The organism is Bacteroides sp. AF29-11, from assembly GCF_003602895.1.
GTDB classification, from domain to species: domain Bacteria; phylum Bacteroidota; class Bacteroidia; order Bacteroidales; family Bacteroidaceae; genus Bacteroides; species Bacteroides uniformis.
Window position 1 is genome coordinate 124,662 of record NZ_QTLY01000002.1, and the last position, 26,372, is coordinate 151,033.

Sequence of the window (26,372 nt, forward strand, 5' to 3'; positions counted from 1 at the left end):
GTGTGCATATAACTCATTCGTTTATAGTATCTTATCTGTAAGATAAGTGTACCAGAACAAATTTGGAATAAAAGGAATACTAAAATCCGTTATATTTTATGGTATTCACTTGTAAATGATTGAATTTCAGTTTGATGCGAGAAATTCAAAGCCCCGGAAGAATATCCTTCTATAAGAAAAACAGGAGAATGGAGCAGGAGAAAGAGACCGAAATTTGGCATGCCATGCGTGCCACCTACCGCAGAGAGCTGGATGCTATCCGCCTGCTCGAAAAGGAGAAATTAGGCTGTTTCGTCCCTATGAGATACGAAACTGTTGTCAAGCGGGGAAAGAAAATCCGTGTTCAAGTTCCCGTTATACGCAATCTGGTCTTTGTCCATGCACGTCCTTCAGAGGTGAAGCGTGTCAAGTCTCTGGTCACCTATCTGCAATACATCAACGACCGTTGCACCGGCAGCAAAATCATTGTTCCCGACGAGCAAATGAAACGCTTCATTGCCGTTGCCGGCAGTTACAGCGACCATCTTCTCTACTTCAAGCCCGAGGAGGTGAATCTGAAGAAAGGCACCAAGGTGCGTATCACGGGCGGTGAATTCGAAGGGCAGGAGGGTATCTTCTTGAAAGTGAAAGGTGCACGCGACCGTCGTGTTGTCATCGAGGTGCAGGGTGTTATCGTTGTGGCCATGGCCACCATCCATCCCGACCTTATCGAAGTAATCAGCTGACTTTAATCGTTTTAATTTTTAATTCTTAATTCTTTAATAGTCTATGTCTCTTTCCGAACAAGCGGTCACTCTCCAGTGCCTCGCACACGAACTGATGTATTTAGGTACGGACGGCAGTCCGGTGTATAGTGACGACTTGTCACGTCGTAATGGCGAAGTCTATCGCCTGGCTACGGCATTGTATGCCTCGCGCACAAAAGGTGCCAATCCGGAAGAAACGGCCAACATCTACCTCGCGCTCTTGATGGGTTACAACACCTCTTTCATCGACCACGGTGAGAAGCAGGAACACATACAGCAGGTGCTGGACCTCTGCTGGGACATCCTCGACGCGCTTCCCCCGTCGCTGCTGAAACTGCGTCTGCTCACCGCCTGCTACGGCGAGGTGTTCGACCAACCGCTGGCCGACGAAGCACAAGCCATTATCAATTCCTGGGATTCTGCCACGCTTTCCGTCGAACAGCAGGAGGCGATTGCCGAATTTCGCAATGTGATGGATAATCCGTATCCGTGGGAGTACGTGTGATTGAAAAATAGGGAGCCTTTTACAGCCCCCTATACTCCTTTTCTGCATCGAAACACGGACAATCCTTTTGCGGATTCAAATCATGGTGCCCCACAATCAGTGCGTGTGGAAAGACCCGTTTCAACTCTCGCAGCAGTGCCAGCAACGAAGCCTTCTGTTCCAGCGTGCGGGTATCGGCAGGACAACTTGCGGCATCCAGCCCCCCTTCATAGCAGATGCCGATGGAGTGGCGGTTGTGATGGAGGCAATGTGCACCGATTTTCTCCAACGGGCGACCGCGGTGAATCTCGCCGTCACGGGTGACGTAGAAATGATACCCGATATCCTTGAACCCACGGTGACGGATGTGGTCTCTCCGGCAATCTTCAAAGCCCAGGCTCACGCCCTGAGGCGTGGCCGAGCAATGAACAACAAACAGTGTAACGGTACGCATACGCTACTTGCAGGAACTGAAACCTAAGGCCCCCGCAATAGCGGTTGCCACAGTGATGATTACTTTGAGGACAATGCCCCACACGGATTTTGATTTTTTCGTTTCTCCCATAGTGATTAGTAATTAATAATTTGTAATTATTTTCACCCCAGCGGATTCTCTCCCTGGTCCCCGTCCGAACCTCCGCCCGGATTACCGCCACCGCCTTCGGTGGTACCTCCGTCGGGATTGTAGACTGCCGCCTCCTTCATCTGGCCTTCCAGGTTGATCTGTGCGTTGCTCAACTCCCCCGTGGCACGGGCACGGAGCTTCAGACCCTTCACATTGTCCGCCAGCGTGAAGTCGGCAGCCGATGCCGCCCCTTTCCTGCTGACAATGCCTACGGAGAAGATGGCGAGGTCGTCCAGCTTTACATTCTTGCCGTCAAGGATAAGCTCCTTGATGCACGAAATCATGTCGGTAAGGACACCCTTGACGACACCGGCGGAGTAGGGGGTGTTGTGGTTTGCCATGTGCTTTGCCAGACGTTCGGTGTCATACGTCTCTTCGATGACGGGACGCGCATACCAGAGGCCTTTCAGTGGGCTGTTCTCGCCCGTCATTTGATACTTTTTGTAACGAATCATAAACAATTGAAATTTAAAAGTTAAAAATTAAAATCGGATGTTCTCGGGTTGAATTCAACAATGCAAAGATAAGGGGGTGCCCATAGGCATTTACGGGTTATCGTAGGTTGGTGTCGGTTATGGTCGGTTATCTCCGGTTATTTACCTTCCAGGGTTTGAACATGTCGTGTTTTATGGCTATATTTGTAAGAAATAAATCAAGATACAAGAACCATGAACTCTTTTGTAATCCGTACCTACGGGCGTACCGAACTGGCCCTGCTCTATAGTCCCCATCTTTGCCCCGACGCCGCTTTCCGTAAACTGCGGCAGTGGATTGACCTCTATCCGGGTCTGCGTGAGAATCTTCTGTTACAAGGCGGATCCGCCCGCTCGCGCAGCTACACACCCGCCCAGGTGGGGCTGATAGTGGCTGCGCTGGGCGAACCCTGAAGCTAGGGTTTGCGGACACAGAGTGGAGGTTTACGAACACAGTATAGAGGTTTACTCTGTGCCTTGGTGTTTAAAGGGTGTAAGGTGCAAAAGTGCACCGCCTTCCTTACACACACACGCACACACATACGTGTGTATGCGCGAGGTGCGGCCGGTGTCATGCTTGCGGTTTCCGATAGACACCCTTGTCATCTGTCTTCTCCACCAGTCCGTTCTTGCAGAGCCTTTTCAGCCAGCTGGTGGCAGTCTCGAACTTGATGCCCATCTCTTCTGCCTTCTGCAGATAGGAGGAGCGGGTGAACTCTTCGCCCATGCAGCCTATCAGCTCGTCACGGTCGGCATTGCCGCGGCTGACGACTTCGTTGTTGGGCAGGAAGGAGAGTATGTGGGTGCTGTGTCGGTAAAGGCTTTCGGCTAGTGCCAGCACGGCATGGAAGTCATCGGGAGTGATGGTGAGGTCCCACAGACTGACGATGCGGTCCTTGATATTGTCTGCGGCGGTACCGGGGTCGGGCGAGACGCAGGGAGAGGAAGTGATTGCCCCCCGCTCTTGTGCGCGAAGCATGGCCACCACCTCCATTATGCGGCAGATGTTGATGGCGAGACGCGCCACGCTGCCGGACATCTCGTTGCCGTTGGCAAGTCCGGAGCGGACGAAGAGGGAGGAGAAGATACGGTTGAATTCATCCTTCTGTCCGTCCGTGAGGCGCAGGGTGAAGATGCCGTTCATAACAATCTCCTCCCGCTTCTCTTTCCACTCCCTGCCCAAGGCCCTGAAGGTCTCCTCGAGGTCGTGGTCGTCTTTGTCGAACTGGCTCTGCCAGCGGTGTATGGCGGGCATGTAGTAGAACAGTTCGCGGGAGAATAGTCCGTTCTCGGAACTGGGAATCAGTGGTTTTACTTGTGCCGGAGTGCCGGAAAGCAGTACGGAGAGGTAGGTCTTCTTCACTTCGAGGTATTCCTGGTTGGTGCGTCGGTTGTAGGAGAGGCGGTCGTGGTCGAAGGCCTTGCGCATGGTGTCGCTCCAGTGTCCGTATTCCGAGCCGATGGCGGCGGAGATGGTGTCCGCCTCGCTTTCGCATATCAGTCCGGTGCCGTCGGAGTCGATGATATTTTGCAGGATGCCGGTTCCGGTGTTGTTACCGGAGATAAGGAACATCTTGTTGAGCGGCATTTCGGGTATTTCGGCTTTGCCGCGCTCTTTGCCCATGGCGTCGTATGCGGCTTTTTCGCGGCGGTAGCTCTTCATGCTTTCAGTGACGGCCTGGCGTATTTCGTCGTGGATGGGTTCGGCCAGCAGCCGCACCAGCGAGAGGATGCCTTTGCCTGCTGCCGGCAGCGCCACGACGAAGGTCTGCAGGCTGGGAGACACCATCTTGCCTCCGTAGGAGCTGCGTACGTTGCGCCCCATGCCGGCCCCCAGTACGGTGAGGGCGCCCAAGAGCAGCACGTCGCGCTGCGCAGGTGAAGTGCCCGCCTTCAAAATCTCCTCCAGGGGATAAGGCCAGCCGGAGTGCCCGTCGAAGGTGGGCAGCGAGACGCGCGGGTCGCTGCCCGGCATTTCGGAATTTTCTTCCTCCTTACACGTACACGTGTGTGTGTGAGGAGAAGGTTGCACCTTTGCACCTGCACCTTTTTGCGAAGCAGTGTCTTTTTGAGCGAATGTAGTGTATGTGTCGGACGGAACATCGGAACGTAGCTTTACGCCGCACAGCTCGGCCAGGTGGAAGGCGGTGCCCAGGTGGACGTTGTTCCGTCCGTTACGCAGGGCGTTACTGAAGAGCTTGTCGGCGGCACGTCGGTCGTACTTGGGCGATAGGCTGCACAAGGTCAGGAAATCCTGCCGTCCGACCTCTCCACAATCTGTGGCAATGGCAAAGGCAAGTTGGATGTACTCTTGATAGGTTGGGGCTATGTCGGCTCCGGCACCTCTGACGGCTTCGGTCAGCAGATGCAATGAAGATAATGATTCCATTGTTTTAGTAATTAGTAATTTATAATTTCATCAGCGCCCCCTCATCGTGGCAGAGGAAGCACGCCCGTACCACGTCCTTTCCCGACGTGTCCACCCCTTGTCCGGGTTGCGTGTTTTCGGCGTCGTACATGCAGTGGACGTAGTTCATGGCCCATTGTATCCCCTCGGCAGGATTTTGTCCGTGCGGGCAGGGAACGAATGCCTTTACCCCCCTTCCGGTGGGGCTGACGAATACCAGGGCGGGACAGAGATAAGGGTCATCGAACAGTCTTTGCCGCAGGGCTTCGGCTTCGGCGAGGGATTGGAGGTGGTCCACATCCACTACCACCAGTCCGGAGGTCTCCGTCAGGCAGTCGCTCCGTCGGCGGGTGAATACGCCGCAGGGGGTAACGTAGGGGAGGTTCTCTTGCTTCAGTCGTCGGCAGGCTTGTGTGTCGCCGCTTTCTACAGCCATGCGCACTTGCCCGGTAAGTTGCTTTAGTTGTTCGTTTGTGGTGATGATTTTGTAAACTTCTTGTAAGTCAGTTGTTTTGTAGGGAGTCAGTGTTGCAGGCTTCACTACTTTTCCCGTCTCATCGTCCTTCACCGGTGATATGGGTGCGAGGAAGAGAGACATTCTGAATTCATTCATTATTGCTTTTTGTTTTAAAATTTCCGGTGAAGTTAGACACTCTTTTTCGTAAGGTATTACACCTCTACTGTAACCTTGATACACTATTTGTGTTATTTTTAATTATATTAAACTTAAAATTATGAATTGTTTGATTGAACATTCGCTGGACTCCCTTCTGTGGGGAGAGAAAATCGAGTATGCACGCATGCAGCTGCACATCACGCAAAAGGGGCTTTGCGCAGCCGTACACATGAGCCTCAGTACGTATCAGAAGATTAAAAAAGGGCTGGTATAAGACACGACCGTGTCCTGAAACTCCTTGATTATCTGCAAGAAGCCATGACGGAAGAAGAATTCCGCGAGTTTTGGATGGGGATGGCGGGAGGATAGAAAAACTACTCAAAATCTTCGATAAAGTACATAGAATTCTATTAAATAAGAACTGAATTTATGCAAGTTATTATATTGGCTGCCGGATTGGGCCGCCGCTTGGGAGAGTTGACAAGCAATAACACTAAATGTATGGTAAAGGTCAATGGGATACGTCTCATTGACCGCCTACTGGAACAATTATCGCAGCTCTCCTTGCAACGTATAGTACTGGTTATTGGTTACGAAGGCAAGAAGTTGCGTGACTATCTCGGTACCAGCTATGGTGATATACCTTTGGTATATGTGGAGAATCCCATATACGACCAAACCAACAATATTTATTCACTGGCTCTTGCTAAGAAAGAATTGGCTGAAGATGATACACTGCTGGTGGAGTCGGATATGATATTCTGTGTGGATATATTCAAGCGGATGATAGAGGATAACCGTCCCAATCTGGCCGCCGTAGCCAAATTTGAGAGTTGGATGGACGGTACGGTAGTTCTGCTGGATAAGGATGAAAACATAGTGAACTTTATTCCTAAATCGGCATTCGATTTTAATGACATTAGCCGTTATTACAAAACGGTCAATGTATATAAGTTCAGCAAAGGTTTTTCCAAAGAAAAATACATCCCTTTTCTGGAAGCCTATAGCAAAGCAATGGGAAATAATGAGTATTATGAATCCGTGCTCCGCGTGCTGGCCATGCTGGACAAAACCGGCTTGAAAGGAATACCACTCAAAGAAACGGAAAAGTGGTATGAGGTGGATGATATACAGGATTTGGATATTGCCGAAACCCTATTTGCTGAGTCCGGAGATAAACTGCCTCGCTATCAACAGCGTTATGGCGGTTACTGGCGTTTTCCTCATCTACTGGATTTCTGCTATCTGGTAAACCCGTTCTTTCCTCCGGAAAAGATGAAAAACGAACTGCGTGCCAACTTTGATACATTGCTCACTGAATATCCATCGGGAATGAATGTGAATGCACTGTTGATGGGCAAATATTTCAATATCAGACAACAATATGTTTGTGTGGGCAACGGGGCAGCCGAACTGATAAAAAGCCTGATGGAACACTTGAAGGGAAACGTTGGAGTGATTTATCCTACATTTGAGGAGTATCCCAATCGGAAAGAAACGATGAACATCGTAGCCTATATTCCGCAGAACAAGGATTTCTCCTATACAAGTGAAGACATCCGCCACTTTTTCGGAAATAAGGATTTGGAAGCCTTGTTAATTATCAATCCGGATAATCCCTCGGGAAATTTATTATCAAAAGACGAAGTGATGGTTCTCTTGGAATGGAGTAGGGAACGTGGCATTCGTCTTATTATTGATGAGTCTTTCCTCGATTTTGCCCGTAGTGGAGAAAATATATCGTTACTCAACAACCCGATGTTGGCGGATAATCCTCATTTGGTTGTCATTAAGAGTATCTCTAAGTCGTACGGGGTTCCGGGACTGCGTCTTGGAATGGCAGCGACTTCGGACATGGAGCTGATAAATAAAATGCGGAAGGATGTTTCTATCTGGAATATCAACTCATTTGCAGAGTTCTACATGCAGATTTATGGAAAGTATGAAAAGGATTATCAAAAGGCTTGCCGGGACTTCATTGCTGAACGCGAACATTTTTTCCGGACTCTTCAAGATATTGATTTTCTTCGTGTGATTCCCTCGGAAGCAAATTACTTTTTGTGTGAAGTAATAGGGCGTTTTACATCCCACGACTTGACGGATATACTCCTGAAAGAACATAATATCCTAATAAAGGATTGCGGGACAAAGAAGGCATTTCAAGGAGGAAATTACGTGAGGATAGCGGTGAGGGGAAGAGCGGATAACGAGAGACTGGTGGAAGCGATGAAAAGATTGTGAAAAAGTGGAAAATACTGGCAGAAACAGGTAAGACGCCTTTTTTGGACGCTTACGGGATAGGAATAGTATATCCAAAAGTACTTTATCTACAAAAATATGAAATACGAAATTAAAATCTGTGACGAAGAATTCTTAGTTAATCGTGCTCAGGAATTCTCGGATTTATGTGTGAAAGCATTTGAAGAGCATAAGGACAGGGATATCCAAATGCCCCCTTGTTCTATGACTCCTTCAAAATGGCTGGAATGTATAAAAGGCTGTATTTGTTTTTATATTGAAGACAACAATACAATTATAGCCTTCAAACTTGTCTGCCCTAATCACAATACTAAAATTGCAGAAGGAAGAATCAGTGCCATCGCTCCTCAATATAAAGGTCAACATTTTGGTTATAGGCTATCTACTGTATGTATGGAAAAACTACAAGAGATGGGGATGAATATCTATGTAACTGGTACAAGTATCAAAGCAACACATGTTATTGCCTTTCACAAGAGTTATGGATGCAAGGTGGTTGGAATGGCATCGTGGCCCAAGACAAACTATTATTCGGTGTGCTTTCAAAGGGCTCTACGTCCTGAATTTGAGATAAGCGATGAGGAAGCCGAAAGAAGATTTAAACGTTCAGCTTGGCTCTGCAAATTGAGATATAACGAAGATGGGAGCAGAACTGCATGTGGAGTGGTTTTGTCTTGTCTCCCACCTGCATTAATAAGATGTATTAAACGATTATTTGTATAGTACCGGTTGTATATTACAAGCATTTTTTGAATTCTATAACTACACGAAAATATAAATATATGATGAAAAGAATACTAAAGAAGGTATTACCCATATCTTGGTGCATCAAGTTGCATAACTTGCTTTTATATGTAGAAGCTTGTTTTTTTCGTATGTTTTGTGGTAAAGACACACAATGTACTGCTCATTCTCTGCGTTGTGAATCAGACAAACATTCAAGAAACTATCGGTATGACGTATTAGGAGGCAATATCCCTATATGCTGCGCTTCACATTTAGTGGAATTGATGTTTTGGATAGACAAGGTTTTGCGATGCCATGGGGTTTCTTATCATATAAATTACGGAACTCTATTGGGAGCTGTCAGACATCAAGGAGGCATTATCCCTTGGGATACAGATGTGGATATTAGTATTGATAAGAATGATATGAGTCATATTTATAATATACTGACCTCACAAGCGCAAGAAAGCGGGACTCCTTATCGCATAGCGATAGAATATACAGAACTCTATGGAGATGTGATAAAAATGTTTTTTTCACAGACAAATACTTTGCATGTGGATTTGTTCTGTTATACAATAAACGGAAATGAAGTGGACTACCATGATTTCAAGGCTGCTAAAGATGAAATATTCCCATTGCGAGAAGTCTCTTTTTATGGTAGAAAAGTTTATGCTCCCAATACTTTGTCTCCACTGAATATTTATTATGGAACAGACTGGAACAAACATTATTATGCACAATGGGGGTTGTTTACGAACAAAAGAATGCTGACAGAAGAGAAGCGGACTCCTGCAATAATTGATTATAACTTGATTCATGAATATTGAAATCAATGGAAAAGGGTAGGCAGTCTGTTTCTTTAGTCAAGAACTCCATCTATAAGGGATTACTGAATATTTTCAACTTGATTGTTCCCATAGTAACTATTCCTTATATATATAGAGTGCTTTCGCCGGAGGCTATGGGGAATTTTGAATATGCCAATACTTTGTTCTGTTATTTCAATCTTTGTGGAGCATTGGGTATATATACTTATGGCATAAGGGAGATAAGTCGCATAAGAGATGACAGCGAGAAAGTGAATGAAATTTATTCGTCCTTATTTTCCATTGGAATATTTAGTAATCTTTTCGTATGTGGTATTTTTGTAGCATTAGCATTTGGTGTCTTTCATGATACACCGCTGTTTCGCTTAATGCTGGTTTTCAGTTTGAGTATAATAGCTAATATTTTTTATACAGAATGGATAAATGAGGCATTCGAAGACTTCCGCTTCATTACTATAAAAACAGCTATCATACGTTTGCTCTATGTTGCTGCAATTTTTCTTGTAATCAAAACACCGGATGATTTATGGAAATATGCTGCTTTGATTGTAGTTTCCAACTTTTTAAATTATATATGTAGCTTTATTTATTCTAAACGGTACACTCATTTCAAATTACTCTCTATCCGTTTTTCTCGGTACGATTTGCAGAAATATCTTCCTGCTTTATTCTTTATATTAATTTTGAAGAATAGCAATATGTTTTATACTGTACTGGACCGCATAATGTTAGGTAGCTTTGAAGGCAGTCAAAGCGTAGCCTATTATTCTGTGGGGCAGCGGATAATGGAGATGATACGTGCTTTATTGATTACAATAACCTATGTGTCTTTACCCCGGCTTTCTTATTATCTAAGTAATGATGTCTCGCTCTATCGGGATAATTTGCAAAAATTGGTTCGTGTGGGCTTTTTACTGTCTTTACCCTTGTCTGTGGGTTTATGCTTGTTGGGCAAAGATATTGTGACATTATTTGCCGGTGAGCAATATCTTGCAGCCGTTTATCCACTTAGTGTGTTTGCTGTCCGAATAGTCACTCTTTTAATAGAGAATATTACAGCGACACAGATATTGTTTCTGCACAACAGAGAAAAAATAGTAGTAATTATCAATATTGTATGGGGAATAGGAAATTTAGTTTGCAATTATTTCTTGTTTCGTTGGGGTGTACTTTCCCCTATGACAGCAATACTTTCGACTTTATGTATGGAATTTGGGGTGCTTGTTACTGAATTCTATTATATAAAGCGATATTTACATATTCAAGTTTTGATATTCTGTAAACAGACCTTACGATATTTCTTTTTTGCATTATTGTTTGTCCCTGTAACATACGGAATTAAACACTACTCAACAAATGAATGGTTAAGTTTTGCGCTTTCTATCATTAGTTGCATAATGCTATATAGCTTGTGTCTTCATCTATCGAAAGATGAGATTTTTCAAACGATAGTTCAAAAAGTTAAGAATATAGTTGTCTCTCCGTTTATGTTGCGTAGTTAATCGGACTTGACCTTTAAGACTTTTCTGTGATATTAATTGAATAAACATACTAAAACAATGAAAGATTTCAGCTTTATCTATCGATTGGCAGATAGATTCCATGCAAATAAGGTATTACGTTTCCTATTTTTGAAGCCGTATAGAAAATATAAATATCATGTATCTTTATATAAAAAGAAAGCATTTCATGAGCGTGCTCATACGGTATTGACACTCTTTTATGAGGCATTGAAAGATATTGATTGTTTATGTTGGCTTGATTTTGGTACTCTAATCGGAGCTGTCCGTGAAAACGGTTTTATTGCACACGATGATGATATTGATGTGGGTATGTTTCTAAAAGATCGCCCCAAGAATTTAGAGAAACATCTGGCAAGACATGGCTTCAAAAGAAGTCGCCATATTATGGTAGATGATGGTCAAGAAGCTTTGGAGGAAACTTATACATTGCAAGGAGTTTCTATTGATATTTTCTATTTTCATCTATCAGAATATGGCAATAAGATGTATTGTTATGAATTTGTGACAGATCCAGATAGATTGCCACGTGAGTTTATGGATGAGGTGGGAGGTTTTTGGACTATGAAAGATACGTTTCCATATCAAGGGTTTAGTAATCACAGTTTCTTAGGACTTACAGTGAAAATTCCATCGAATTATGATGAACATCTGAAAGCACATTATGGGAATTATATGGAACCTGATTCTGATTGGGATTCATTTTTCAAAGCACAAAATACAGCATTAATGAAAGATAAAATAGGTACATTAATTTGGAAATAAGATTCCAAAAGGCTGGAAAAATGAGAACATACATCATCAATTTAAAGCGTTCTGTAGATAGACGAATCTACATGGAAGGACAATGCCGAAAACTTCCATTTTTGAATGTAGAGTATATTAATGCTGTGGACGGGAGGAACATGAGTCCGGACGAACGGACAGCAGCGTTTGATGAAAAGGAATTTGAGAAGCGCTACTCGGTAAAAGTCCGTCCGGGCGAAATAGGCTGTACGCTCAGCCACCAGAAATGCTATAAGAAGATTGTGGAGGAACGTCTTCCGTATGCCCTTATATTGGAAGATGATATTTCTTTGTCTGTGGATATTAAAGCCGCATTGGAAAAAATAGGAGAGATGATGCAGACAGACATTCCTACGGTTGTTTTATTGTCGGGGTGGTATTGGTATGGCAATATAACTCATCTGGAAGGAGAGTACAAGCTGGCTAATGTGTATGATGCTTTCTTGACTCACTCGTATGTGATAAACCTCGCTGCGGCAAAGCTTTTGATAGAGACACGCCCTTATATCACTGCGGATGACTGGTATTACATCCGTCATAAAGGTGTGAAACTGCAAGCTGTTTTACCACACCTGATAAATCAGCTATGGGATGGTGATTTGACAACCACTGTCAATGTAGAGCCAGGCAGAAATAAAAGTCTGAAATGGAAATTACTCAATTTACCACGTTTGTCAACAATGAAGTTTTTAAAGTTTATAGGACATTTTGAAGAAGCATAATATGATTAAGGTATCCGTTATCATTCCGGTTTATAATGTAGAAAAATATATAGAGCATTGTGCACGTTCTTTAATGGAACAAACATTAATGGATATAGAATATATTTTTGTAGATGATTGTACTCCCGATCACAGTATGGAAATTCTTCAACGGGTTCTGACAGATTATCCTGAACGGCTGGAAAACATACGGATAATTCATCACACACAGAATTCCGGTTCAGCAGCTGTAAGAAATACGGGATTACAGATAGCCCAAGGAGAGTATATCATACATTGTGACAGTGACGATTGGGTTGAACCGGATATGTATAAGGCAATGTATGCCAAAGCTAAAGAAACGGATGCGGACATTGTAGTTACAGATTTTTATTATGAATGCGCAGACCACACTTCTATTCAAGAGCAAAACTATCCGGACAATCCTTTGTTTTGTGTAAAAAAAATGTTGGCTGGAGAGTTACACTGTGGTACTTGGAATAAATTGGTCAGAAAAGCAATTTATGTAGAGAATAATATATCTTTTCCTGATGGTGTGAATATGTGGGAGGATGTATTGACAACCATCTCGCTTTGCTTCCATTCTGCGAAAATTGTGTATTTGCCTAAAGCTTATTATCATTATGTACAGTTCAATGCAAACTCATATACGCAACGTATGTCTGAAAAATCTCTCCGAAACCAGATAGAAGCAATAAAAAGGCTTGAAATCTTTTTATACGATAATGATTTAGAAGAACTGAATCATGAGCTGTGTTATATGAAATTGACTGTAAGACTATGTCTGTTGTTAAATAGCAAAGGGGAACAACAAAAAAAATGGAGTGATTTATATCCGGAAGCAAATGCTTGTATATTGACCTATAAAGAAATGTCCGGTTATTGGCGTATCGCATTGAAACTCGCATCTTGGAGGATGCTTTTTGCGTTTAATGTGATGGCTTACGGGAGTAGATGGATAAAGATTTGTTTGGCTAAAGTTTATGCTTGAATTTAAAAAGATAGTTACTCTGAAAGAGATAGCATGTGTGGCTACTGTATTTTGCTATGTTTTTTCATTTTATATAATCGGTCCCATCACCAGTTCTGTCATTATAGCCGTCCCTTTTCTTTATCTTTACCTGCATGACAAGGCTTATTTCCATCAAGATGTTTACTCGGTACGTACTTTATCATTTCTTACCCTCATTATTTTTGCAGGATTAGCATATAGTGCTTTACATGTCACTTTTGACTATTCTTATGTGAAAACAATGTTCGGACAGATGATTCATTTATCAATGGGTATCGTTATTGTGACCGAGTTGAGAAGACGCTATCATATAACTGCTTTTGACATTGAGAAATATATTGTATATGCATTTTTCGTACAGTCCATTATAGAAATAGTAGCTTCGGTTACCCCTCCTTTTGCCTCGGCTTTGCTGCCTTTCAATAGGGCTTATGAATTGCAAACAAATGAAGCGGGAAGACGGGGACTGGCATTGGCAGCGGGAACCGGGTGGAGTTTGGGGCTTGCCTTTGGATTGCTATATATTATTTATGTAAAAAGATATTTGTTGGATGGAATCAATGTATATAAAATCATAACAGGGGTTGTTCTTTTGGCAGGAACAATGTTTGCCGGCAGGACTGGCTTTGTCGGTGCACTGTTTGGTGTCATTCTGTTTTTTCTAAATGCCAATCGTGGAGGAATTTACAAGATACTTATAATAATAAAGATACTTCTGTTTATAGTGGTTACTTGTCTATTATTTTATATTTTATTCCCTGCTATATCCATACACTTGGTCGAGAATGTGTTTCCCTTCGCTTTCGAGCCCTTTTATAAGCTATTTTATAATGATGAGTTTTCTACCGGTTCTACGGATCGATTGCAAGAAATGTGGGAGGTAACTATTACTCCTATAGAAGTGCTAATCGGTACCGGATATTTTACAGATCCATTGACTGGTTCCTATTATAAACATATAGACATCGGCGTTATGCGTAATTTGTTTTATTGGGGTATTGTAGGATATATGGTGCTGATTTTATATCAACTTTTTCTTTTGAGCCCGATAAAAGTAATATCTGAGGATAAAAAGTATAAGTGGAATGTAACAATATACAGATTGTGTTTAACTACTTATTTATTTTTGATGGAATTTAAAGCCATGACTATCGGCTTTAATAAGATGGCTGTTTCCATCGTATTTTTATTGGGCTATTTTTATTATTGCGAATATCAGGAACAGAAACATGAATCCTTCTTCTCTCGAAGAAGATAATTAATAACTGTGTTCGTCAAAATAGGGACTAATCTTTATTCTTTCTCATGAATCTCCTTATTTCAATTATTATCCCATGCTATAATAGCGAGCGTTTCATTGCTCCTACTGTTGAGATGCTGATCCGGCAAAATATATCAGACTGTGAGTTGATATTGGTAAACGATGGTTCGAAAGACAATACGTTATCCATCTTGCAACAATATGAAGCAACTTATGAAAATATCCGTGTGATAGACCAACCTAATCAAGGGGTATCTGTTGCCCGCAATAATGGTATGCTTGCAGCACGAGGTAAGTATATCTATTTTTTGGATAGCGATGATACACTGACCGATGGAACCCTCAGCTATTTTAAGCAAGTGGTGACGGAACATTCCGATTGCAAAATGTTTCTATTTGGTTATGAAACGCGTAGAAATGGTATATTATGCAAGAGCTATGTATTCCCTAAATTTAATGGGTTGACTCTCTCCGGACCTATATTACAACATAATTTCTTGTCAAAGAAATTATGTTGTCATATATGCAGTTGCATATATGACAAGGCTTTTATATTAGAAAACGAATTAACACTGAAACCGGGACTCAAAATAGGAGAAGATGTACTTTTTCTTATGCAATTAATGTTCAAGGTTGATAAAGTATATTACTCGGCAAGACTCTCTTTTATTTACCAGATACGGGATGATTCGGTAATGCAGGGATATAAATCATATAGCAATGCTCAATACGAAGCGTATACGGAACAACGAAATTTTTTACTTCCCATTGCAAACCAAGATAATTCTATCCGTAAATACATAAATTTCTTTTTACTATTTTCTTACGTTTCCAATTTGCGGTATTATTTATGTTCCAATGTGAAGAGCAAAGAACTGAATGCGCGTTTCATCTCTGATGGAACTATTCGTTATAGGAAAAATTTTATAGGGAACATTCCCTACGGGATTGTTATGAAAATGGTGATGTTTGTACCCGTCAGATTAATCTTAAAATTACTGAAATAGTGATGTTTGATATTGTACATGTGTCATAAAACACAAGTATCTGAAAAAGTCGAATTTATAAAATTATTTTTGATGGTTTCAATTATTATTCCTACTTATAATTCTTCTTTTTTTATTTCCCAAGCTATCGAGTCCGTATTGGTACAAACATATAAGGATTGGGAAGCATTAGTAATTGATGATTGTTCCACAGATGATTCGGCCAATATCATAAAGTCTTATTGTCAGAAAGATGAGCGTATTAAGTATTTAAAAACAGAATATGCTTCAGGCTCTCCTACATTACCACGGAATATTGGAATAAAGAATTCGCAGGGACGCTATATTGCTTTTTTAGATAGTGATGATATATGGTTACCCAATAAGTTAGAAACACAATTGCATCTGTTTAGTGACAATAAAACAGCCATTGTCTATTCTAATTATGAAAAGATTGCAGAAAATGGACAACGTAATAGCCGAATTGTAGTAGCGCCTTTTACAATGGATTATCAACATCTACTTTTAGGAAATGTAATAGGTTGCTTGACTGCAATTTACGATACGGAAAAAGTTGGAAAAGTATATTTTTCAGATTATCCGCATGAAGATTATATAATGTGGCTCTCTATATTGAAGAAAGGATATATAGCTCGGAATACGAATACAGTGACTGCATTATATCGTGTAAGATATAACTCTGTTTCATCAAATAAACTAAAAGTAATTTCATGGCAATGGGAAATTTATAGAAGTGTGGAAAAGTTAGGATATTGGAAATCTGTACTTTTTTTTATTAGTTATGCCTATAAAGCATTTAGGAAATCGTTAGTTTAAATAAGTCTTGATTTTCACACTGCTTAAGAATCATCTGTTTAAATAATATTTTAGGGATATTTTATAGTCTCTGCCTTACTTGATAATCGTTGCATAAAGTACATCTAAGAGGTTTTAAAGTGTTTTCGACTACCCGCTAAAGAATTAACTATTAAGTATTGTAAATCATATATGGAAATTATTGAAAACGACAGCCATTTCATCCCCGATGGCATGAATGGCTTCGAACGCAATGTAAAGCGTATAATGGACTGCTTTCTTGCATTTTGTGCCCTTATCGTATTCTCACCTCTGTTCCTGTTCTGCTACATTGCCGTGAAGCGCGAGGACGGAGGACCGGCTATTTTCAAGCAAGAACGTATAGGTAGATTCGGGCGTCCTTTCTACATCTATAAATTCCGTAGCATGACGACGGATGCCGAGAAGCATGGTCCTGCCTTGTACAACACCGGTGGTGACCATCGACTGACCAAGATAGGACGTTTCCTGCGCGACCATCATTTGGACGAACTTCCCCAGTTGTGGAACGTGTTTCGCGGTGACATGGCTTTTATCGGTCCTCGTCCCGAGCGGAAATTCTATATAGACCAGATTATGGAAAAAGATCCCCGATACCGTTATCTCTATCAGATCCGTCCGGGAGTGACTTCGTATGCCACCCTTTACAATGGCTATACCAATACGTTGGAGAAGATGCTCCGCCGTTTGCGGTATGACTTGTTTTACCTGGAGCACCGCTCTTGGGGATTTGACTTCAAGATACTTTTTATGACGTTCATGAGGATAACGTTTGGGAAGAAATTCTAAGAAATAGTTTATAATTGAACATTGATGAAAGAAAGATATGGACGTAAACTATAAAATTATTGATACCCGGCGTATTATGGATTATATATCTTCTTGCCCGGAGGCTGTTCTCGTAGAGGATATAATCCGTCACTCTGGTGCTGATAAGTTACGTGTCTATCCCGCTCTATTCGAGTTGGAGCAAAGCGGATGGCTGGAAGTGACGGAGAGGGAGGAACTGGGCGCCCCCATGATGGTGCGTCAGCAAAGATAATGACAGGTAACAGCGGTTACTGTTTTAGGCGGCAGCCGGGATTGCTTCGAAAGAGGTGGTTCCGGCTGCTTTTGTTCACTGCTTGATGCTTCATGAAAATATAGTAAATTGCATTTTGGTTTCTGAGAACATGAAGCACTTGGAAAAAAATCTTATCTTTGCACGCGAATAAATAAATATCTTATACCAAAATGAATACACAGACTACTTATCTTGCCTCGAAACCGCATTATGAGATTCTTGACGGACTTCGTGGCGTGGCGGCTGTCATGGTTATTATCTTCCATCTTTTTGAAGCACATGCAGGCGGCAGTCATCTTACTCAAATTATCAATCATGGCTATCTGGCAGTGGATTTCTTTTTCATGCTTTCCGGTTTTGTTATCGGTTATGCTTATGATGACCGTTGGAACCGGATGACCGTGGGCACTTTCTTCAAACGCCGTATCATTCGCCTGCATCCTATGGTGATTATGGGAAGCATTGTGGGCGCTGCCTTTTTCTATTTTCAGGAGTCGCCTTGTTTTCCACCTATCGAGAATACGTCCGTTGGAACCATGCTGCTGGTAATGTTACTGGGCTGTACTTTGCTTCCCCTTCCGCTGAAGTTTGACATTCGTGGCTGGACGGAAATGCATCCGTTGAATGGCCCGGCGTGGTCGCTCTATTATGAATATATCGGTAATATTCTGTATGCGTTGTTTGTACGCAAGTTCAATAAGGTGGCCCTGTCGGTGCTGGTATTTGTGGCAGGGTGTTTTACGGTATACCGTTGTCTGACTGCTCCTGCCGGCGATATTGTGGGTGGTTGGGCCTTGAACTGGGAACAGCAGTATGTGGGTATGGTCCGGCTGATGTATCCGTTTTTCGGCGGATTACTTCTGTCACGCCTCGGCTGGCTGATACGGCTTGAAAAGCGTGCTTTCTGGTGGTGCAGCCTGCTGATTGTGGTGGTTCTTTCCATTCCCCGTATCGGAGGTGAGGACGGCTACTGGATGAACGGGCTTTACGAGGCTTTCTGCATTATCTGCGTCTTCCCGGTCATTGTTTCAATGGGAGCGGGCGGCAAGGTGACCGGTAAGCGCTCTACTGCCGTATGCAAGTTCCTGGGAGACATTTCCTATCCGATTTATATTACCCATTATCCATTGGTATATACTTATACGGCTTGGGTATGCAACAATAACGCTACAATGGTGGAAGGTATCCCTTATATGATACTTACTTTCGTGGGAGCCGTTGTCCTTGCTTATGCTTGTTTGAAACTCTATGATGAACCGGTGCGCAGGTGGTTGACAGACCGTTTTCTGAAAGGGAAAAAGAAATAGTTCCGCATAGCTATGGATATAAAAAATCTCCCGTTGCATTATCTTGTGCAGCGGGAGATTTTCTTTTTAATGGTCGGGCGTTATTTTACGTCGATGAATTTCTTGGCCTTTTCTTTTTCTGCTTCTGTAAACTTAGGCAATGTAATGTTCAACACGCCGTTTTCTACATGGGCACCAATCTTTTCCTTATCGACATCGTCCGGAAGAATCATGGTTTGCTGGAACTTGGTGTATGAGAATTCGCGGCGCAAGTAGCGGCCTTCCTTCTTTTCGTCCTTGTTGTTCTCTTCCTTGCTTTCTGTTTTCTTTTCCATGCTGATGACCAGGTTGTTTTCTTCGTCGATGTGAACGTTGAAGTCTTCTTTTGTCATACCGGGAGCAGCCAATTCAACTTTGTACTCTTTTGCTGTTTCGAATACATTGATGGCAGGGGCGGTGGCATTTGCTTTTACCATCCAATCATTGTCAAAGAAATCATTAAAAATACTCGGTAACCAATTTTGGTTTCTTCTTACAGGCATCATAGTTATAGTCTCCTATTGTTTAAGTTAAACATGCTATTTAGTTTTGAACTCCGGTTCTTTGTCTTCGGGTGTCTGCCTTTTGGGCTTTTCACCGTCCGTTTCTTGAACCGTCGTTCGCTAACTATATTGCAAACCTTATGCCAACCGGTTTTTGTTGACTCTATTGACTATTTGTCATTAAAAATCTGACTTATTTGCTTGTTTAATGCCATTTTGCTATCTTATTTATTTAAAATTGATAGATTTTTAGACTAATTTAAAACGCATTCTCCAACGCTTGGCTTCTTCGTTCCAATCGTGGCTGATGATTTTGAAGGTTCCGATTTCTGATGTGTTTTCTACATGTACTCCAATGCAGAGACATTCGTCGTAATCGCCTACTTTCACGACACGTACCGTTTCCGAAGCATCATCGGGCAGGCGTTCCAAGTCGAAGCGTCCTTGAGCTTCCTCTTGCGTAATGAATTCTGTTGTGATGGGCAGCTGTCGGGCGATTACCTCGTTTACGACCTCTTCCAGCTTCTTTATTTCTTCTTCCGTGGGGCAGGCGGCAAGACGGTAGTCCAGCTTGCTTTTCTTCCGTTCTATGTGTGCTGATATGGAGCGGCCGCAACCGAATAACCTTATCATGGTTTGGTTGATGATGTGCTCCGTTGTATGCATAGGAGGGTACTCCTGCTTGTTGTGGTCATTGAGATGAGGTTGTTGTTCCATGTATAATTTCAATAGTTGATATATAATTTGATATTTTATCGTTTGAGGTTGGCCAGCACTTCTTCTTTCAAGATGCTGTATATATGTATGTCTGTATATTCTCCAGAAGCCAGCAGTTCTCCGCAACGTTCTGTTCCCTCATGGATGAAACCGAGGCGAACCGGTACCGCGTTACTGGCTGCATTGCCCACGGCACAGCGAATTTGTATCCGCTTTATCTCTTTTTCTTGTACGGCCCACAGACACAGCTTGCGGACACTTTCAGTAATGATGCCCCGGTGCTGGTATTCCGGCAGTAGCCAATAGCCGAGTTCTGTACGGTGGTTGTCGAAATCGGAGAAATGGAAACCTATCAGTCCGCAGATTTCATGCTGCTGGTTCCAAATACCGAATATAGGTTCATTTCGTTCGGCAGGAGCAGATAGTACCTGACGTAAAAAAGCTTCTTCATCAGCTGTTGTGCGCATATTATCCACAAATGGCAGCCATGTTCTTAAGTAATCCCGGTGTGTGTCGATGGCATGGTAGATGGCTGCGGCATCTTCTATTCTGATTTCCTGCAGATAAATGTCCGGAAGGATGGGGAAGGAAATGGGAGAGGAGAGGATATGCACGTCCCTTGATTGGGAAAGCTGTATCCTTTCCCTGATTTTTCCCCAGGCATGTGTATCGAACAGACAGCTTTCACGCATGGTGTGATACATCTCCTTGAACCGGGACATGGGGATAGTGAAGCTCAATAAGTCCGCTTCGAAGTATGGGCGGACGGAGGGGTCGAAGAATCCCAGGAAAGTGCGTTTCCCTTGTTTCCGGTTTTCAATGATGGTTTGGGTAATGACGGAGCAACAGCCGGAGCCGAATGGGGCTGCCACGGCATCCGATGCATTGTTGTCGAAGAAGGTCCATGTCGCCAGTCCGGATAGAATGTCGGGAGTTGGCAGGAACAGCAGTCCTTCCACTTCATCAAAGGAAGGTATCTTGTCTATGCGGGCAAAATGCAGATAGGTTTTGTCAGTTCTGGAAATCTGTAGCTCATTGACAAAATCTACCACCATTTCGGGAGTCTTCTTGTATTTCTCTTTCAAGGAGACAAAACCCGGGACGCGCTCGGGCATTTCTGTAAATCCGGTATAGAACTTGCCTCCTCCGCAGGTGATTGTTTCGTTGCTGAGACTGACGGTTTTGCCGTCTCTGACTTGTTTCATGCATTTGAAGAGACAACCGGTTACTTTCTCTGTAGATGCCCCCATTCGGTCTGAATACCAAAAGGCGATGGGGAGTTCGGCGTGTTGGCCGAAAGCTTCCTGATAATTGGCAATAAATGTGTGTATATTCATGATGCTCGGATGATATTATGATATGGTCTTTCTTTGGATTTTCCGTAAAGGTAATTCAATATTTTGATTCTTTTGCTTGCAGTATGCCTTTTTATCACTCTGCTTTCGAGCTTTTAATGATAGTAGAATAGGTTTTTATGGTATTTTAATTACTTTTGCATGAGGATTCTCAAAAAGTATTGCCTTTAACTAATCGGAAAGCCGGATGAAAAATATAATCATATTCTTGTGTCTTTGTACCATCTGTATGTGCCGCCTTCATGCTGCAGACAGCAGCCGGGCGGATTCTTTGCTGCTGAAACTGGACCAGGCGATAAAGGAGCGTCCCATATATATGGAGCAGAAGGAGCTGAAACTGGTGGAATTGAAAAGACAGTTGCATCGGCAGATACCGGATGAAGAACGTTTTGCCATTCTTGGCACATTGCTGGATGAGTACCGTTCGTTCAATACGGATTCTGCATTGCACATGGCCGAGGAAAGGGAACAGATAGCCATACGTCTTGGAAACCGGGAATACATAGACAATGCCCGCATGAATAAAGCAGATGTTTTGGGAATGACCGGTATGTATAAGGAAGTTATGGATTTGATGCGGAATATCCATATAGACCGGTTACCGGTGGATATCCATCCATATTATTACCATATCTACCGTACGGTCTATGGCCTTATGGCCGATTATGCCGTGACGGCATATGAAAAGAAGCTTTATACGGAGCTTACGGACAAATATCGTGATTCGTTGCTGTTGGTCAATAAAGATAATCTTCTGATACATACCTTGATTCAGTCCGACCAGTATAATGTACGCAATGAATATGACAAGGCCATCCGTTTGCTGACGGATTATCTGGCGCTGCAGAAGGACTATGAACACGACGTTGCGATTTGTGCCTATACTTTATCAGAGTCTTACCGGCTGAAAGGGGACAAAGAGAAGGAAAAGGAATACCTGATTGTATCTGCTATGGCGGATATGAAAACCGCTGTCCGTGAATATATCTCTTTACGCAAGCTCGCCGTACTGCTTTACCAGGAAGGAGACATCGAGCGTGCCTATTCTTATGTAAAGATATGTATGGAAGATGCAGCCGCCTGCAATGCCCGGTTGCGCAAGCTGGAGATTCTGGAAATCTTTCCTATCATTAATGATGCTTACCAGCAAAAGACGGAGAAGCAGCAGGAGCAGATGAAATGGGCACTGGTATCTATCAGCCTGCTTTCACTTTTTCTGTTGCTTGCCATATTTTATGTATACAAGCAGATGAAGAAAGTGGCTGCCGCCCGCAGGGAAGTGATTGACGCCAACAAACGGTTGAAGGAGCTGAATGATGAGCTTCACCTTTCCAATGCACAACTCAAGGAGGCCAACCACAGCATTGCCGAAAACTCCTATCTGAAGGAGGAGTATATCGGCCGTTATATGGACCAGTGCTCGGTCTATTTGGAAAAGATGGACAATTACCGCCGGTCGCTGGGAAAGATTGCCGCTACCGGAAATGTGGAGGAACTCTACAAGAACATCAAGTCTTCTAAATTCATAGAGGGGGAATTAAAGGAATTCTATACCAACTTTGATAATACCTTCCTGCAGCTGTTTCCTACTTTTGTAGAAGACTTCAATGCCCTGCTTGCCGATGATGAGCAAATATCCTTGAAAGCCGGCGAACGGATGAATACAGAGTTGCGCATCTTTGCATTGATACGTTTGGGTATTACTGACAGCGTGAAGATAGCCCAGTTCCTTCGATATTCTGTTACCACCATTTATAACTATCGTACGAAGGTTCGCAACAAGGCTGCCGGTGACCGCGACTTGTTGGAACAGGAAGTGATGACAATTGGCAAGTCGAAGAACTGAGAATAGGGGTTTTGAAGCTTGGAAGTGTCTCTTTTACGCTTATATTTTCACTACTTTTTTAGTTGGGCAATAATTTTATATATTATTGGTATATAGTGGTTTAAGCCTTTTTGAATGATGTAAACCACTACTTTTTTACTCTTTCCTCCACTATTGGCTTCTCTTATCTGATACATTTGCATTGTTCCTCTTCGGAAAGAGTGACACATGTGATTTATGTTTTTATTATTAACTTTAAATTCTTATATTATGCAAAAGTACAAAATGCCAATCAGCAGGCTACGGATGATGGTTTGTCTGATAGGAATGTTACTTCCGATGTGCATGTTCGCACAGCAAATTACAGTACAAGGTGTAGTGAAAGACCAGACCGGTGAAACGGTTATTGGCGCCAGTGTAATGGAAAAAGGAACCACAAATGGGACAATAACCGGTATTGACGGTGATTTCTCTTTGAACATGTCTCCGAACGGTACTCTTGTCGTTTCATTTGTAGGCTATAAGACTCAAGAGGTGCAGGTGAAGGGACAGAAACAGCTTCAGGTAGTTTTGTCTGAAGATGCCGAAATGCTGGATGAAGTGGTGGTGATAGGGTATGGCACCATGAAGAAAAGCGACCTTACAGGAGCAGTGTCCTCCATCGGTAACAAGGATATCAAGGATTCCCCCGTATCCAATTTGGGACAAGCCATCCAGGGAAAAATCTCAGGTGTGCAGATTGTAGATGCCGGTAAACCGGGAGACAATGTATCCATCAAGATTCGTGGTTTGGGTTCTATCAACAACTGCGACCCGCTGGTCGTGATTGACGGAGTGCCTACCGACTTGGGCTTGTCTTCCTTAAATATGGCCGATGTGGAACGTTTGGATGTATTGAAGGATGCTTCGGCCACAGCCATCTACGGTTCCCGGGGAGCTAATGGAGTTGTGATGATTACCACCAAACGCGGTACGGAAGGAAAAGGAAAACTTGCTGTATCTGCCAATTACTCTTTCCAGAATGCTACGAACGTACCTTCTTTATTGAACGCGGCGCAGTATGCCGAGTTGAGTAATGACATGATGGTGAACAGTGGACGCAATCCTAATCCGGAATGGGCCAATCCTTCTGAATTGGGTGCAGGTACCGACTGGATGGATGAATTGCTCCGTACGGGTGTGATGCAGAACTATACGGTAAGTTATTCCGGCGGTAACGAGAAATCCCATTATTATGTGTCCGGTGGTTTTCTGGATCAGTCCGGTATCGTGAAGAGTGTGAATTACCGTCGCTTCACATTCCAGTCCAACAGTGATGCGCAAGTCTTGAAATGGTTGAAGTTCTCCAATAACATTACGTTCAGTGCCGATACGAAGAAGTCGGGCAGCTATAATATAGGTGATGCGCTGAAAGCGCTCCCCATTTATCCGGTGAAGAATGAAGATGGCAGTTGGAGTGGTCCTGATGGTAACTCGGAATGGTATGGCAGCACGCGCAACCCCATTGGACCGACGGAACTGAACAAGAGTCAGACTGATGGATATAACTTCCTGGCCAACCTGACGGCAGAACTTACTTTTACCAAATGGCTTAAGTTTAAAAGTACTTTCGGCTATGATGCCAAATTCTGGTTCATAGACAACTTTACCCCCAAGTATAACTGGAAACCCACTCCCACAGAGGAGACTTCACGTTATAAGAGCGATAACAAGTCGTTCACTTATTTGTGGGACAACTATTTCCTATTCGACCATACTTTTGCAGAAAAACATCGTGTGGGATTGATGGCCGGTATGTCTGCCCAATGGAACACCAACGACTACCTGAATGCGCAGAAGAATGTGTTTATGTTCGACAATGTGCACGAAATGGATAATGGCGAGGAAATGTATGCCATCGGTGGAAACGAGACAGAGTGGGCATTGCTCTCTTACATGGCACGTGTCAACTACTCTTACGAAGACCGCTATTTGCTGACTGCAACCATTCGTCGTGACGGTTCCAGCCGTTTCGGTAAGAAACATCGCTGGGGTACTTTCCCTTCCGTATCTGTGGCATGGCGTGCCTCTCAGGAAAAGTGGTTTCCAAAAAACGACTATATCAATGACCTGAAAGTGCGTGCGGGATACGGTGTGACCGGTAGCCAGGCAAGTGTTGGAAACTACAGCTATCTGGCATCCTACAATACTAGTGTATATCCTTTCGGCATTTCGAGCGGCAATCAGACAGCGCTGGTTTCTTCTACTCTCGCCAACCCGTATATCCATTGGGAAGAGGTGGCACAAACCAACATCGGTTTTGATGCCTCACTGTTCAATTCACGCGTTATGTTCTCGTTCGATGCTTATCTGAAGGAGACGAGAGACATGCTGGTAAAGGCGTCTATCCCCATCACATCGGGATTTGAAGATACTACAACCACGTATACCAATGCCGGAAAAGTACGTAATCAAGGTATTGAAATGAGTCTGCATACCATCAATCTTACCGGTGAACTGGGATGGGAAACGAACCTGACCGCCACTTACAACAAGAATAAAATTAAGGATTTGAACAGCGACGTTCCTTATTACATTAACCAAATCAATAACTCCTATGTAACGATGCTGACAAAGGACTATCCCATTAATGTCTTCTACGGCTATGTTACGGACGGAATCTTCCAGAACCAGTCTGAAGTGAATACACATGCCGTGCAGCCGGGAGCTGAGCCGGGTGATATCCGTTTCAGGGATTTGAACAACGATGGTGTCATCAATGATAGTGACCGTACCGTCATCGGTAACCCGAACCCAAGTTGGCTGTTCTCCATGAACAATAGCCTTTCCTATAAGGGTTTCGAACTTTCTGTTTTCTTACAAGGTATAGCCGGAAATAAGATATACAATGCCAACAATATCGACAATACCGGTATGGCAGCTGCCTATAACCAGACTACCGACGTACTGAAGCGTTGGCAAGGAGAGGGGACCAGCAATTCGATGCCGCGTGCCGTGTTCGGCGACCCCAATCAGAATACACGCGTGTCGGACCGCTTTGTGGAGAATGGTTCTTATCTGCGTTTGAAGAATATCACACTTTCATACACTTTCCCGAAGCAGTGGTTACAGAAAGCCCAGATTGAGAATGCACGCCTTTCCCTATCTTGTGAGAATGTGGCTACCATCACCGGATATTCCGGTTTCGACCCTGAAGTGGGTATTAACGGAATAGACCAGAACCGTTACCCCATTTCCCGTACGTTCAGCTTAGGATTAAACTTTAACTTTTAATGA

At 43.2% G+C, this 26,372-nt stretch carries 26 protein-coding genes and 1 pseudogene; 19 read left to right on the forward strand and 8 right to left on the reverse strand.

Features of this window, described 5'->3' with window-relative positions; all coding sequences use genetic code 11:
* Window positions 1–188: 188 nt before the first annotated feature.
* A complete protein-coding gene (locus tag DWZ03_RS03230; RefSeq protein ID WP_117681681.1) occupies window positions 189–725 on the forward strand; it encodes a UpxY family transcription antiterminator in 537 nt (178 codons plus the stop codon).
* Window positions 726–768: 43 nt separating this feature from the next.
* Window positions 769–1,251, forward strand: a complete 483-nt coding sequence (locus tag DWZ03_RS03235; RefSeq protein WP_120128793.1) for a UpxZ family transcription anti-terminator antagonist — start codon at window positions 769–771, stop codon at window positions 1,249–1,251.
* 19 nt (window positions 1,252–1,270) lie between these two features.
* On the opposite strand, the gene DWZ03_RS03240 is transcribed toward DWZ03_RS03235, so the two are convergent.
* From DWZ03_RS03240 to DWZ03_RS03245, 3 genes are read right to left on the reverse strand one after another with little or no spacing between them, the layout of a single operon-like run.
* Window positions 1,271–1,684 carry an N-acetylmuramoyl-L-alanine amidase gene (locus tag DWZ03_RS03240; protein WP_120128795.1) on the reverse strand — a complete coding sequence of 138 codons (414 nt, stop codon included), beginning with the start codon at window positions 1,682–1,684 and terminating at the stop codon, window positions 1,271–1,273.
* A gap of 3 nt (window positions 1,685–1,687) precedes the next feature.
* On the reverse strand, window positions 1,688–1,795 hold the full coding sequence (locus DWZ03_RS19920; protein ID WP_151874538.1) for a smalltalk protein: 108 nt from the start codon (window positions 1,793–1,795) through the stop codon (window positions 1,688–1,690).
* Window positions 1,796–1,827: 32 nt separating this feature from the next.
* On the reverse strand, window positions 1,828–2,310 hold the full coding sequence (locus tag DWZ03_RS03245) for a DNA-binding protein (RefSeq protein WP_120128798.1): 483 nt from the start codon (window positions 2,308–2,310) through the stop codon (window positions 1,828–1,830).
* Between the two features lie 213 nt (window positions 2,311–2,523).
* Between DWZ03_RS03245 and DWZ03_RS03250 the strand changes: the two genes are divergently transcribed.
* Window positions 2,524–2,742, forward strand: a complete 219-nt coding sequence (locus DWZ03_RS03250; RefSeq protein WP_117681711.1) for a DUF4248 domain-containing protein — start codon at window positions 2,524–2,526, stop codon at window positions 2,740–2,742.
* 157 nt (window positions 2,743–2,899) lie between these two features.
* Here DWZ03_RS03250 and DWZ03_RS03255 read toward each other — a convergent pair whose 3' ends face one another.
* Together DWZ03_RS03255 and DWZ03_RS03260 are read right to left on the reverse strand one after the other, a co-directional pair.
* Window positions 2,900–4,717 (reverse strand): DUF3987 domain-containing protein, encoded by a 1,818-nt coding sequence (locus DWZ03_RS03255; protein WP_120128801.1) that lies wholly within the window; start codon window positions 4,715–4,717, stop codon window positions 2,900–2,902.
* Window positions 4,718–4,736: 19 nt separating this feature from the next.
* Window positions 4,737–5,348 carry a BT4734/BF3469 family protein gene (locus DWZ03_RS03260; RefSeq protein WP_229081911.1) on the reverse strand — a complete coding sequence of 204 codons (612 nt, stop codon included), beginning with the start codon at window positions 5,346–5,348 and terminating at the stop codon, window positions 4,737–4,739.
* A gap of 121 nt (window positions 5,349–5,469) precedes the next feature.
* Here DWZ03_RS03260 and DWZ03_RS03265 point away from each other — a divergent pair, with 121 nt between their 5' ends.
* The 14 genes and pseudogenes from DWZ03_RS03265 (at window position 5,470) to DWZ03_RS03330 (ending at window position 18,678) form a co-directional block, all read left to right on the forward strand.
* Window positions 5,470–5,625 (forward strand): helix-turn-helix domain-containing protein, encoded by a 156-nt coding sequence (locus DWZ03_RS03265; RefSeq protein ID WP_120128804.1) that lies wholly within the window; start codon window positions 5,470–5,472, stop codon window positions 5,623–5,625.
* Between the two features lie 155 nt (window positions 5,626–5,780).
* The gene (locus DWZ03_RS03270; RefSeq protein WP_117681708.1) at window positions 5,781–7,592 is read left to right on the forward strand and encodes an aminotransferase class I/II-fold pyridoxal phosphate-dependent enzyme; all 1,812 of its coding nucleotides are present in this window, start codon (window positions 5,781–5,783) and stop codon (window positions 7,590–7,592) included.
* 96 nt (window positions 7,593–7,688) lie between these two features.
* Window positions 7,689–8,333 carry a GNAT family N-acetyltransferase gene (locus tag DWZ03_RS03275; RefSeq protein ID WP_120128806.1) on the forward strand — a complete coding sequence of 215 codons (645 nt, stop codon included), beginning with the start codon at window positions 7,689–7,691 and terminating at the stop codon, window positions 8,331–8,333.
* Window positions 8,334–8,620: 287 nt separating this feature from the next.
* Window positions 8,621–8,747 (forward strand): annotated as a pseudogene (locus DWZ03_RS20440) (LicD family protein); the annotation flags it as partial.
* A gap of 424 nt (window positions 8,748–9,171) precedes the next feature.
* A complete protein-coding gene (locus DWZ03_RS03285) occupies window positions 9,172–10,668 on the forward strand; it encodes a flippase (protein ID WP_130080418.1) in 1,497 nt (498 codons plus the stop codon).
* 57 nt (window positions 10,669–10,725) lie between these two features.
* Entirely contained in the window at window positions 10,726–11,451 is a 726-nt protein-coding gene (locus tag DWZ03_RS03290; RefSeq protein WP_120128815.1) for a LicD family protein, read from the forward strand.
* A gap of 20 nt (window positions 11,452–11,471) precedes the next feature.
* Window positions 11,472–12,194, forward strand: a complete 723-nt coding sequence (locus DWZ03_RS03295; RefSeq protein WP_133303139.1) for a glycosyltransferase family 25 protein — start codon at window positions 11,472–11,474, stop codon at window positions 12,192–12,194.
* A 1-nt stretch (window position 12,195) separates the two neighbouring features.
* Complete coding sequence (locus tag DWZ03_RS03300; protein ID WP_165859845.1) at window positions 12,196–13,185, forward strand: glycosyltransferase family 2 protein; 990 nt, start codon at window positions 12,196–12,198, stop codon at window positions 13,183–13,185.
* Window positions 13,178–14,464 (forward strand): hypothetical protein, encoded by a 1,287-nt coding sequence (locus DWZ03_RS03305; RefSeq protein ID WP_120128823.1) that lies wholly within the window; start codon window positions 13,178–13,180, stop codon window positions 14,462–14,464. Before DWZ03_RS03300 ends, DWZ03_RS03305 begins: the two co-directional genes overlap by 8 nt.
* 47 nt (window positions 14,465–14,511) lie before the next feature.
* Window positions 14,512–15,474 (forward strand): glycosyltransferase, encoded by a 963-nt coding sequence (locus DWZ03_RS03310; protein ID WP_120128826.1) that lies wholly within the window; start codon window positions 14,512–14,514, stop codon window positions 15,472–15,474.
* A gap of 72 nt (window positions 15,475–15,546) precedes the next feature.
* Window positions 15,547–16,290, forward strand: coding sequence for a glycosyltransferase family 2 protein (locus tag DWZ03_RS03315; protein WP_229081913.1), 744 nt, complete (start codon window positions 15,547–15,549; stop codon window positions 16,288–16,290).
* A 171-nt stretch (window positions 16,291–16,461) separates the two neighbouring features.
* Complete coding sequence (locus DWZ03_RS03320) at window positions 16,462–17,097, forward strand: sugar transferase (RefSeq protein WP_117681131.1); 636 nt, start codon at window positions 16,462–16,464, stop codon at window positions 17,095–17,097.
* 37 nt (window positions 17,098–17,134) lie between these two features.
* Entirely contained in the window at window positions 17,135–17,350 is a 216-nt protein-coding gene (locus DWZ03_RS03325; RefSeq protein ID WP_117681132.1) for a hypothetical protein, read from the forward strand.
* 191 nt (window positions 17,351–17,541) lie between these two features.
* Complete coding sequence (locus DWZ03_RS03330; RefSeq protein ID WP_016273867.1) at window positions 17,542–18,678, forward strand: acyltransferase family protein; 1,137 nt, start codon at window positions 17,542–17,544, stop codon at window positions 18,676–18,678.
* A gap of 80 nt (window positions 18,679–18,758) precedes the next feature.
* Here DWZ03_RS03330 and DWZ03_RS03335 read toward each other — a convergent pair whose 3' ends face one another.
* The 3 genes from DWZ03_RS03335 to DWZ03_RS03345 all read right to left on the reverse strand — a co-directional run bounded on the left by DWZ03_RS03335 (window position 18,759) and on the right by DWZ03_RS03345 (window position 21,253).
* Window positions 18,759–19,202 (reverse strand): Hsp20/alpha crystallin family protein, encoded by a 444-nt coding sequence (locus tag DWZ03_RS03335; RefSeq protein ID WP_005827646.1) that lies wholly within the window; start codon window positions 19,200–19,202, stop codon window positions 18,759–18,761.
* 246 nt (window positions 19,203–19,448) lie between these two features.
* Window positions 19,449–19,916, reverse strand: a complete 468-nt coding sequence (locus DWZ03_RS03340; protein WP_120128832.1) for a hypothetical protein — start codon at window positions 19,914–19,916, stop codon at window positions 19,449–19,451.
* 35 nt (window positions 19,917–19,951) lie between these two features.
* Complete coding sequence (locus tag DWZ03_RS03345; RefSeq protein WP_117681135.1) at window positions 19,952–21,253, reverse strand: GNAT family N-acetyltransferase; 1,302 nt, start codon at window positions 21,251–21,253, stop codon at window positions 19,952–19,954.
* Between the two features lie 205 nt (window positions 21,254–21,458).
* Here DWZ03_RS03345 and DWZ03_RS03350 point away from each other — a divergent pair, with 205 nt between their 5' ends.
* A complete protein-coding gene (locus tag DWZ03_RS03350; RefSeq protein ID WP_008664452.1) occupies window positions 21,459–23,117 on the forward strand; it encodes a DUF6377 domain-containing protein in 1,659 nt (552 codons plus the stop codon).
* 249 nt (window positions 23,118–23,366) lie between these two features.
* Entirely contained in the window at window positions 23,367–26,369 is a 3,003-nt protein-coding gene (locus tag DWZ03_RS03355; RefSeq protein WP_098032344.1) for a SusC/RagA family TonB-linked outer membrane protein, read from the forward strand.
* Window positions 26,370–26,372 lie beyond the last annotated feature (3 nt).

Coding starts and splice junctions, on each gene's coding strand:
- DWZ03_RS03325 (WP_117681132.1), top strand. CDS start 17,135: ATGGACGTAAACTATAAAATTATTGATACCCGGCGTATTATGGATTAT.
- DWZ03_RS03270 (WP_117681708.1), top strand. CDS start 5,781: ATGCAAGTTATTATATTGGCTGCCGGATTGGGCCGCCGCTTGGGAGAG.
- DWZ03_RS03285 (WP_130080418.1), top strand. CDS start 9,172: ATGGAAAAGGGTAGGCAGTCTGTTTCTTTAGTCAAGAACTCCATCTAT.
- DWZ03_RS03350 (WP_008664452.1), top strand. CDS start 21,459: ATGAAAAATATAATCATATTCTTGTGTCTTTGTACCATCTGTATGTGC.
- DWZ03_RS03345 (WP_117681135.1), bottom strand. CDS start 21,253: ATGAATATACACACATTTATTGCCAATTATCAGGAAGCTTTCGGCCAA.
- DWZ03_RS03250 (WP_117681711.1), top strand. CDS start 2,524: ATGAACTCTTTTGTAATCCGTACCTACGGGCGTACCGAACTGGCCCTG.
- DWZ03_RS03335 (WP_005827646.1), bottom strand. CDS start 19,202: ATGATGCCTGTAAGAAGAAACCAAAATTGGTTACCGAGTATTTTTAAT.
- DWZ03_RS03330 (WP_016273867.1), top strand. CDS start 17,542: ATGAATACACAGACTACTTATCTTGCCTCGAAACCGCATTATGAGATT.
- DWZ03_RS03295 (WP_133303139.1), top strand. CDS start 11,472: ATGAGAACATACATCATCAATTTAAAGCGTTCTGTAGATAGACGAATC.
- DWZ03_RS03245 (WP_120128798.1), bottom strand. CDS start 2,310: ATGATTCGTTACAAAAAGTATCAAATGACGGGCGAGAACAGCCCACTG.
- DWZ03_RS03265 (WP_120128804.1), top strand. CDS start 5,470: ATGAATTGTTTGATTGAACATTCGCTGGACTCCCTTCTGTGGGGAGAG.
- DWZ03_RS03310 (WP_120128826.1), top strand. CDS start 14,512: ATGAATCTCCTTATTTCAATTATTATCCCATGCTATAATAGCGAGCGT.
- DWZ03_RS19920 (WP_151874538.1), bottom strand. CDS start 1,795: ATGGGAGAAACGAAAAAATCAAAATCCGTGTGGGGCATTGTCCTCAAA.
- DWZ03_RS03275 (WP_120128806.1), top strand. CDS start 7,689: ATGAAATACGAAATTAAAATCTGTGACGAAGAATTCTTAGTTAATCGT.
- DWZ03_RS03260 (WP_229081911.1), bottom strand. CDS start 5,348: ATGAATGAATTCAGAATGTCTCTCTTCCTCGCACCCATATCACCGGTG.
- DWZ03_RS03320 (WP_117681131.1), top strand. CDS start 16,462: ATGGAAATTATTGAAAACGACAGCCATTTCATCCCCGATGGCATGAAT.
- DWZ03_RS03255 (WP_120128801.1), bottom strand. CDS start 4,717: ATGGAATCATTATCTTCATTGCATCTGCTGACCGAAGCCGTCAGAGGT.
- DWZ03_RS03230 (WP_117681681.1), top strand. CDS start 189: ATGGAGCAGGAGAAAGAGACCGAAATTTGGCATGCCATGCGTGCCACC.
- DWZ03_RS03340 (WP_120128832.1), bottom strand. CDS start 19,916: ATGGAACAACAACCTCATCTCAATGACCACAACAAGCAGGAGTACCCT.
- DWZ03_RS03305 (WP_120128823.1), top strand. CDS start 13,178: ATGCTTGAATTTAAAAAGATAGTTACTCTGAAAGAGATAGCATGTGTG.
- DWZ03_RS03355 (WP_098032344.1), top strand. CDS start 23,367: ATGCAAAAGTACAAAATGCCAATCAGCAGGCTACGGATGATGGTTTGT.
- DWZ03_RS03300 (WP_165859845.1), top strand. CDS start 12,196: ATGATTAAGGTATCCGTTATCATTCCGGTTTATAATGTAGAAAAATAT.
- DWZ03_RS03290 (WP_120128815.1), top strand. CDS start 10,726: ATGAAAGATTTCAGCTTTATCTATCGATTGGCAGATAGATTCCATGCA.
- DWZ03_RS03240 (WP_120128795.1), bottom strand. CDS start 1,684: ATGCGTACCGTTACACTGTTTGTTGTTCATTGCTCGGCCACGCCTCAG.
- DWZ03_RS03315 (WP_229081913.1), top strand. CDS start 15,547: ATGGTTTCAATTATTATTCCTACTTATAATTCTTCTTTTTTTATTTCC.
- DWZ03_RS03235 (WP_120128793.1), top strand. CDS start 769: ATGTCTCTTTCCGAACAAGCGGTCACTCTCCAGTGCCTCGCACACGAA.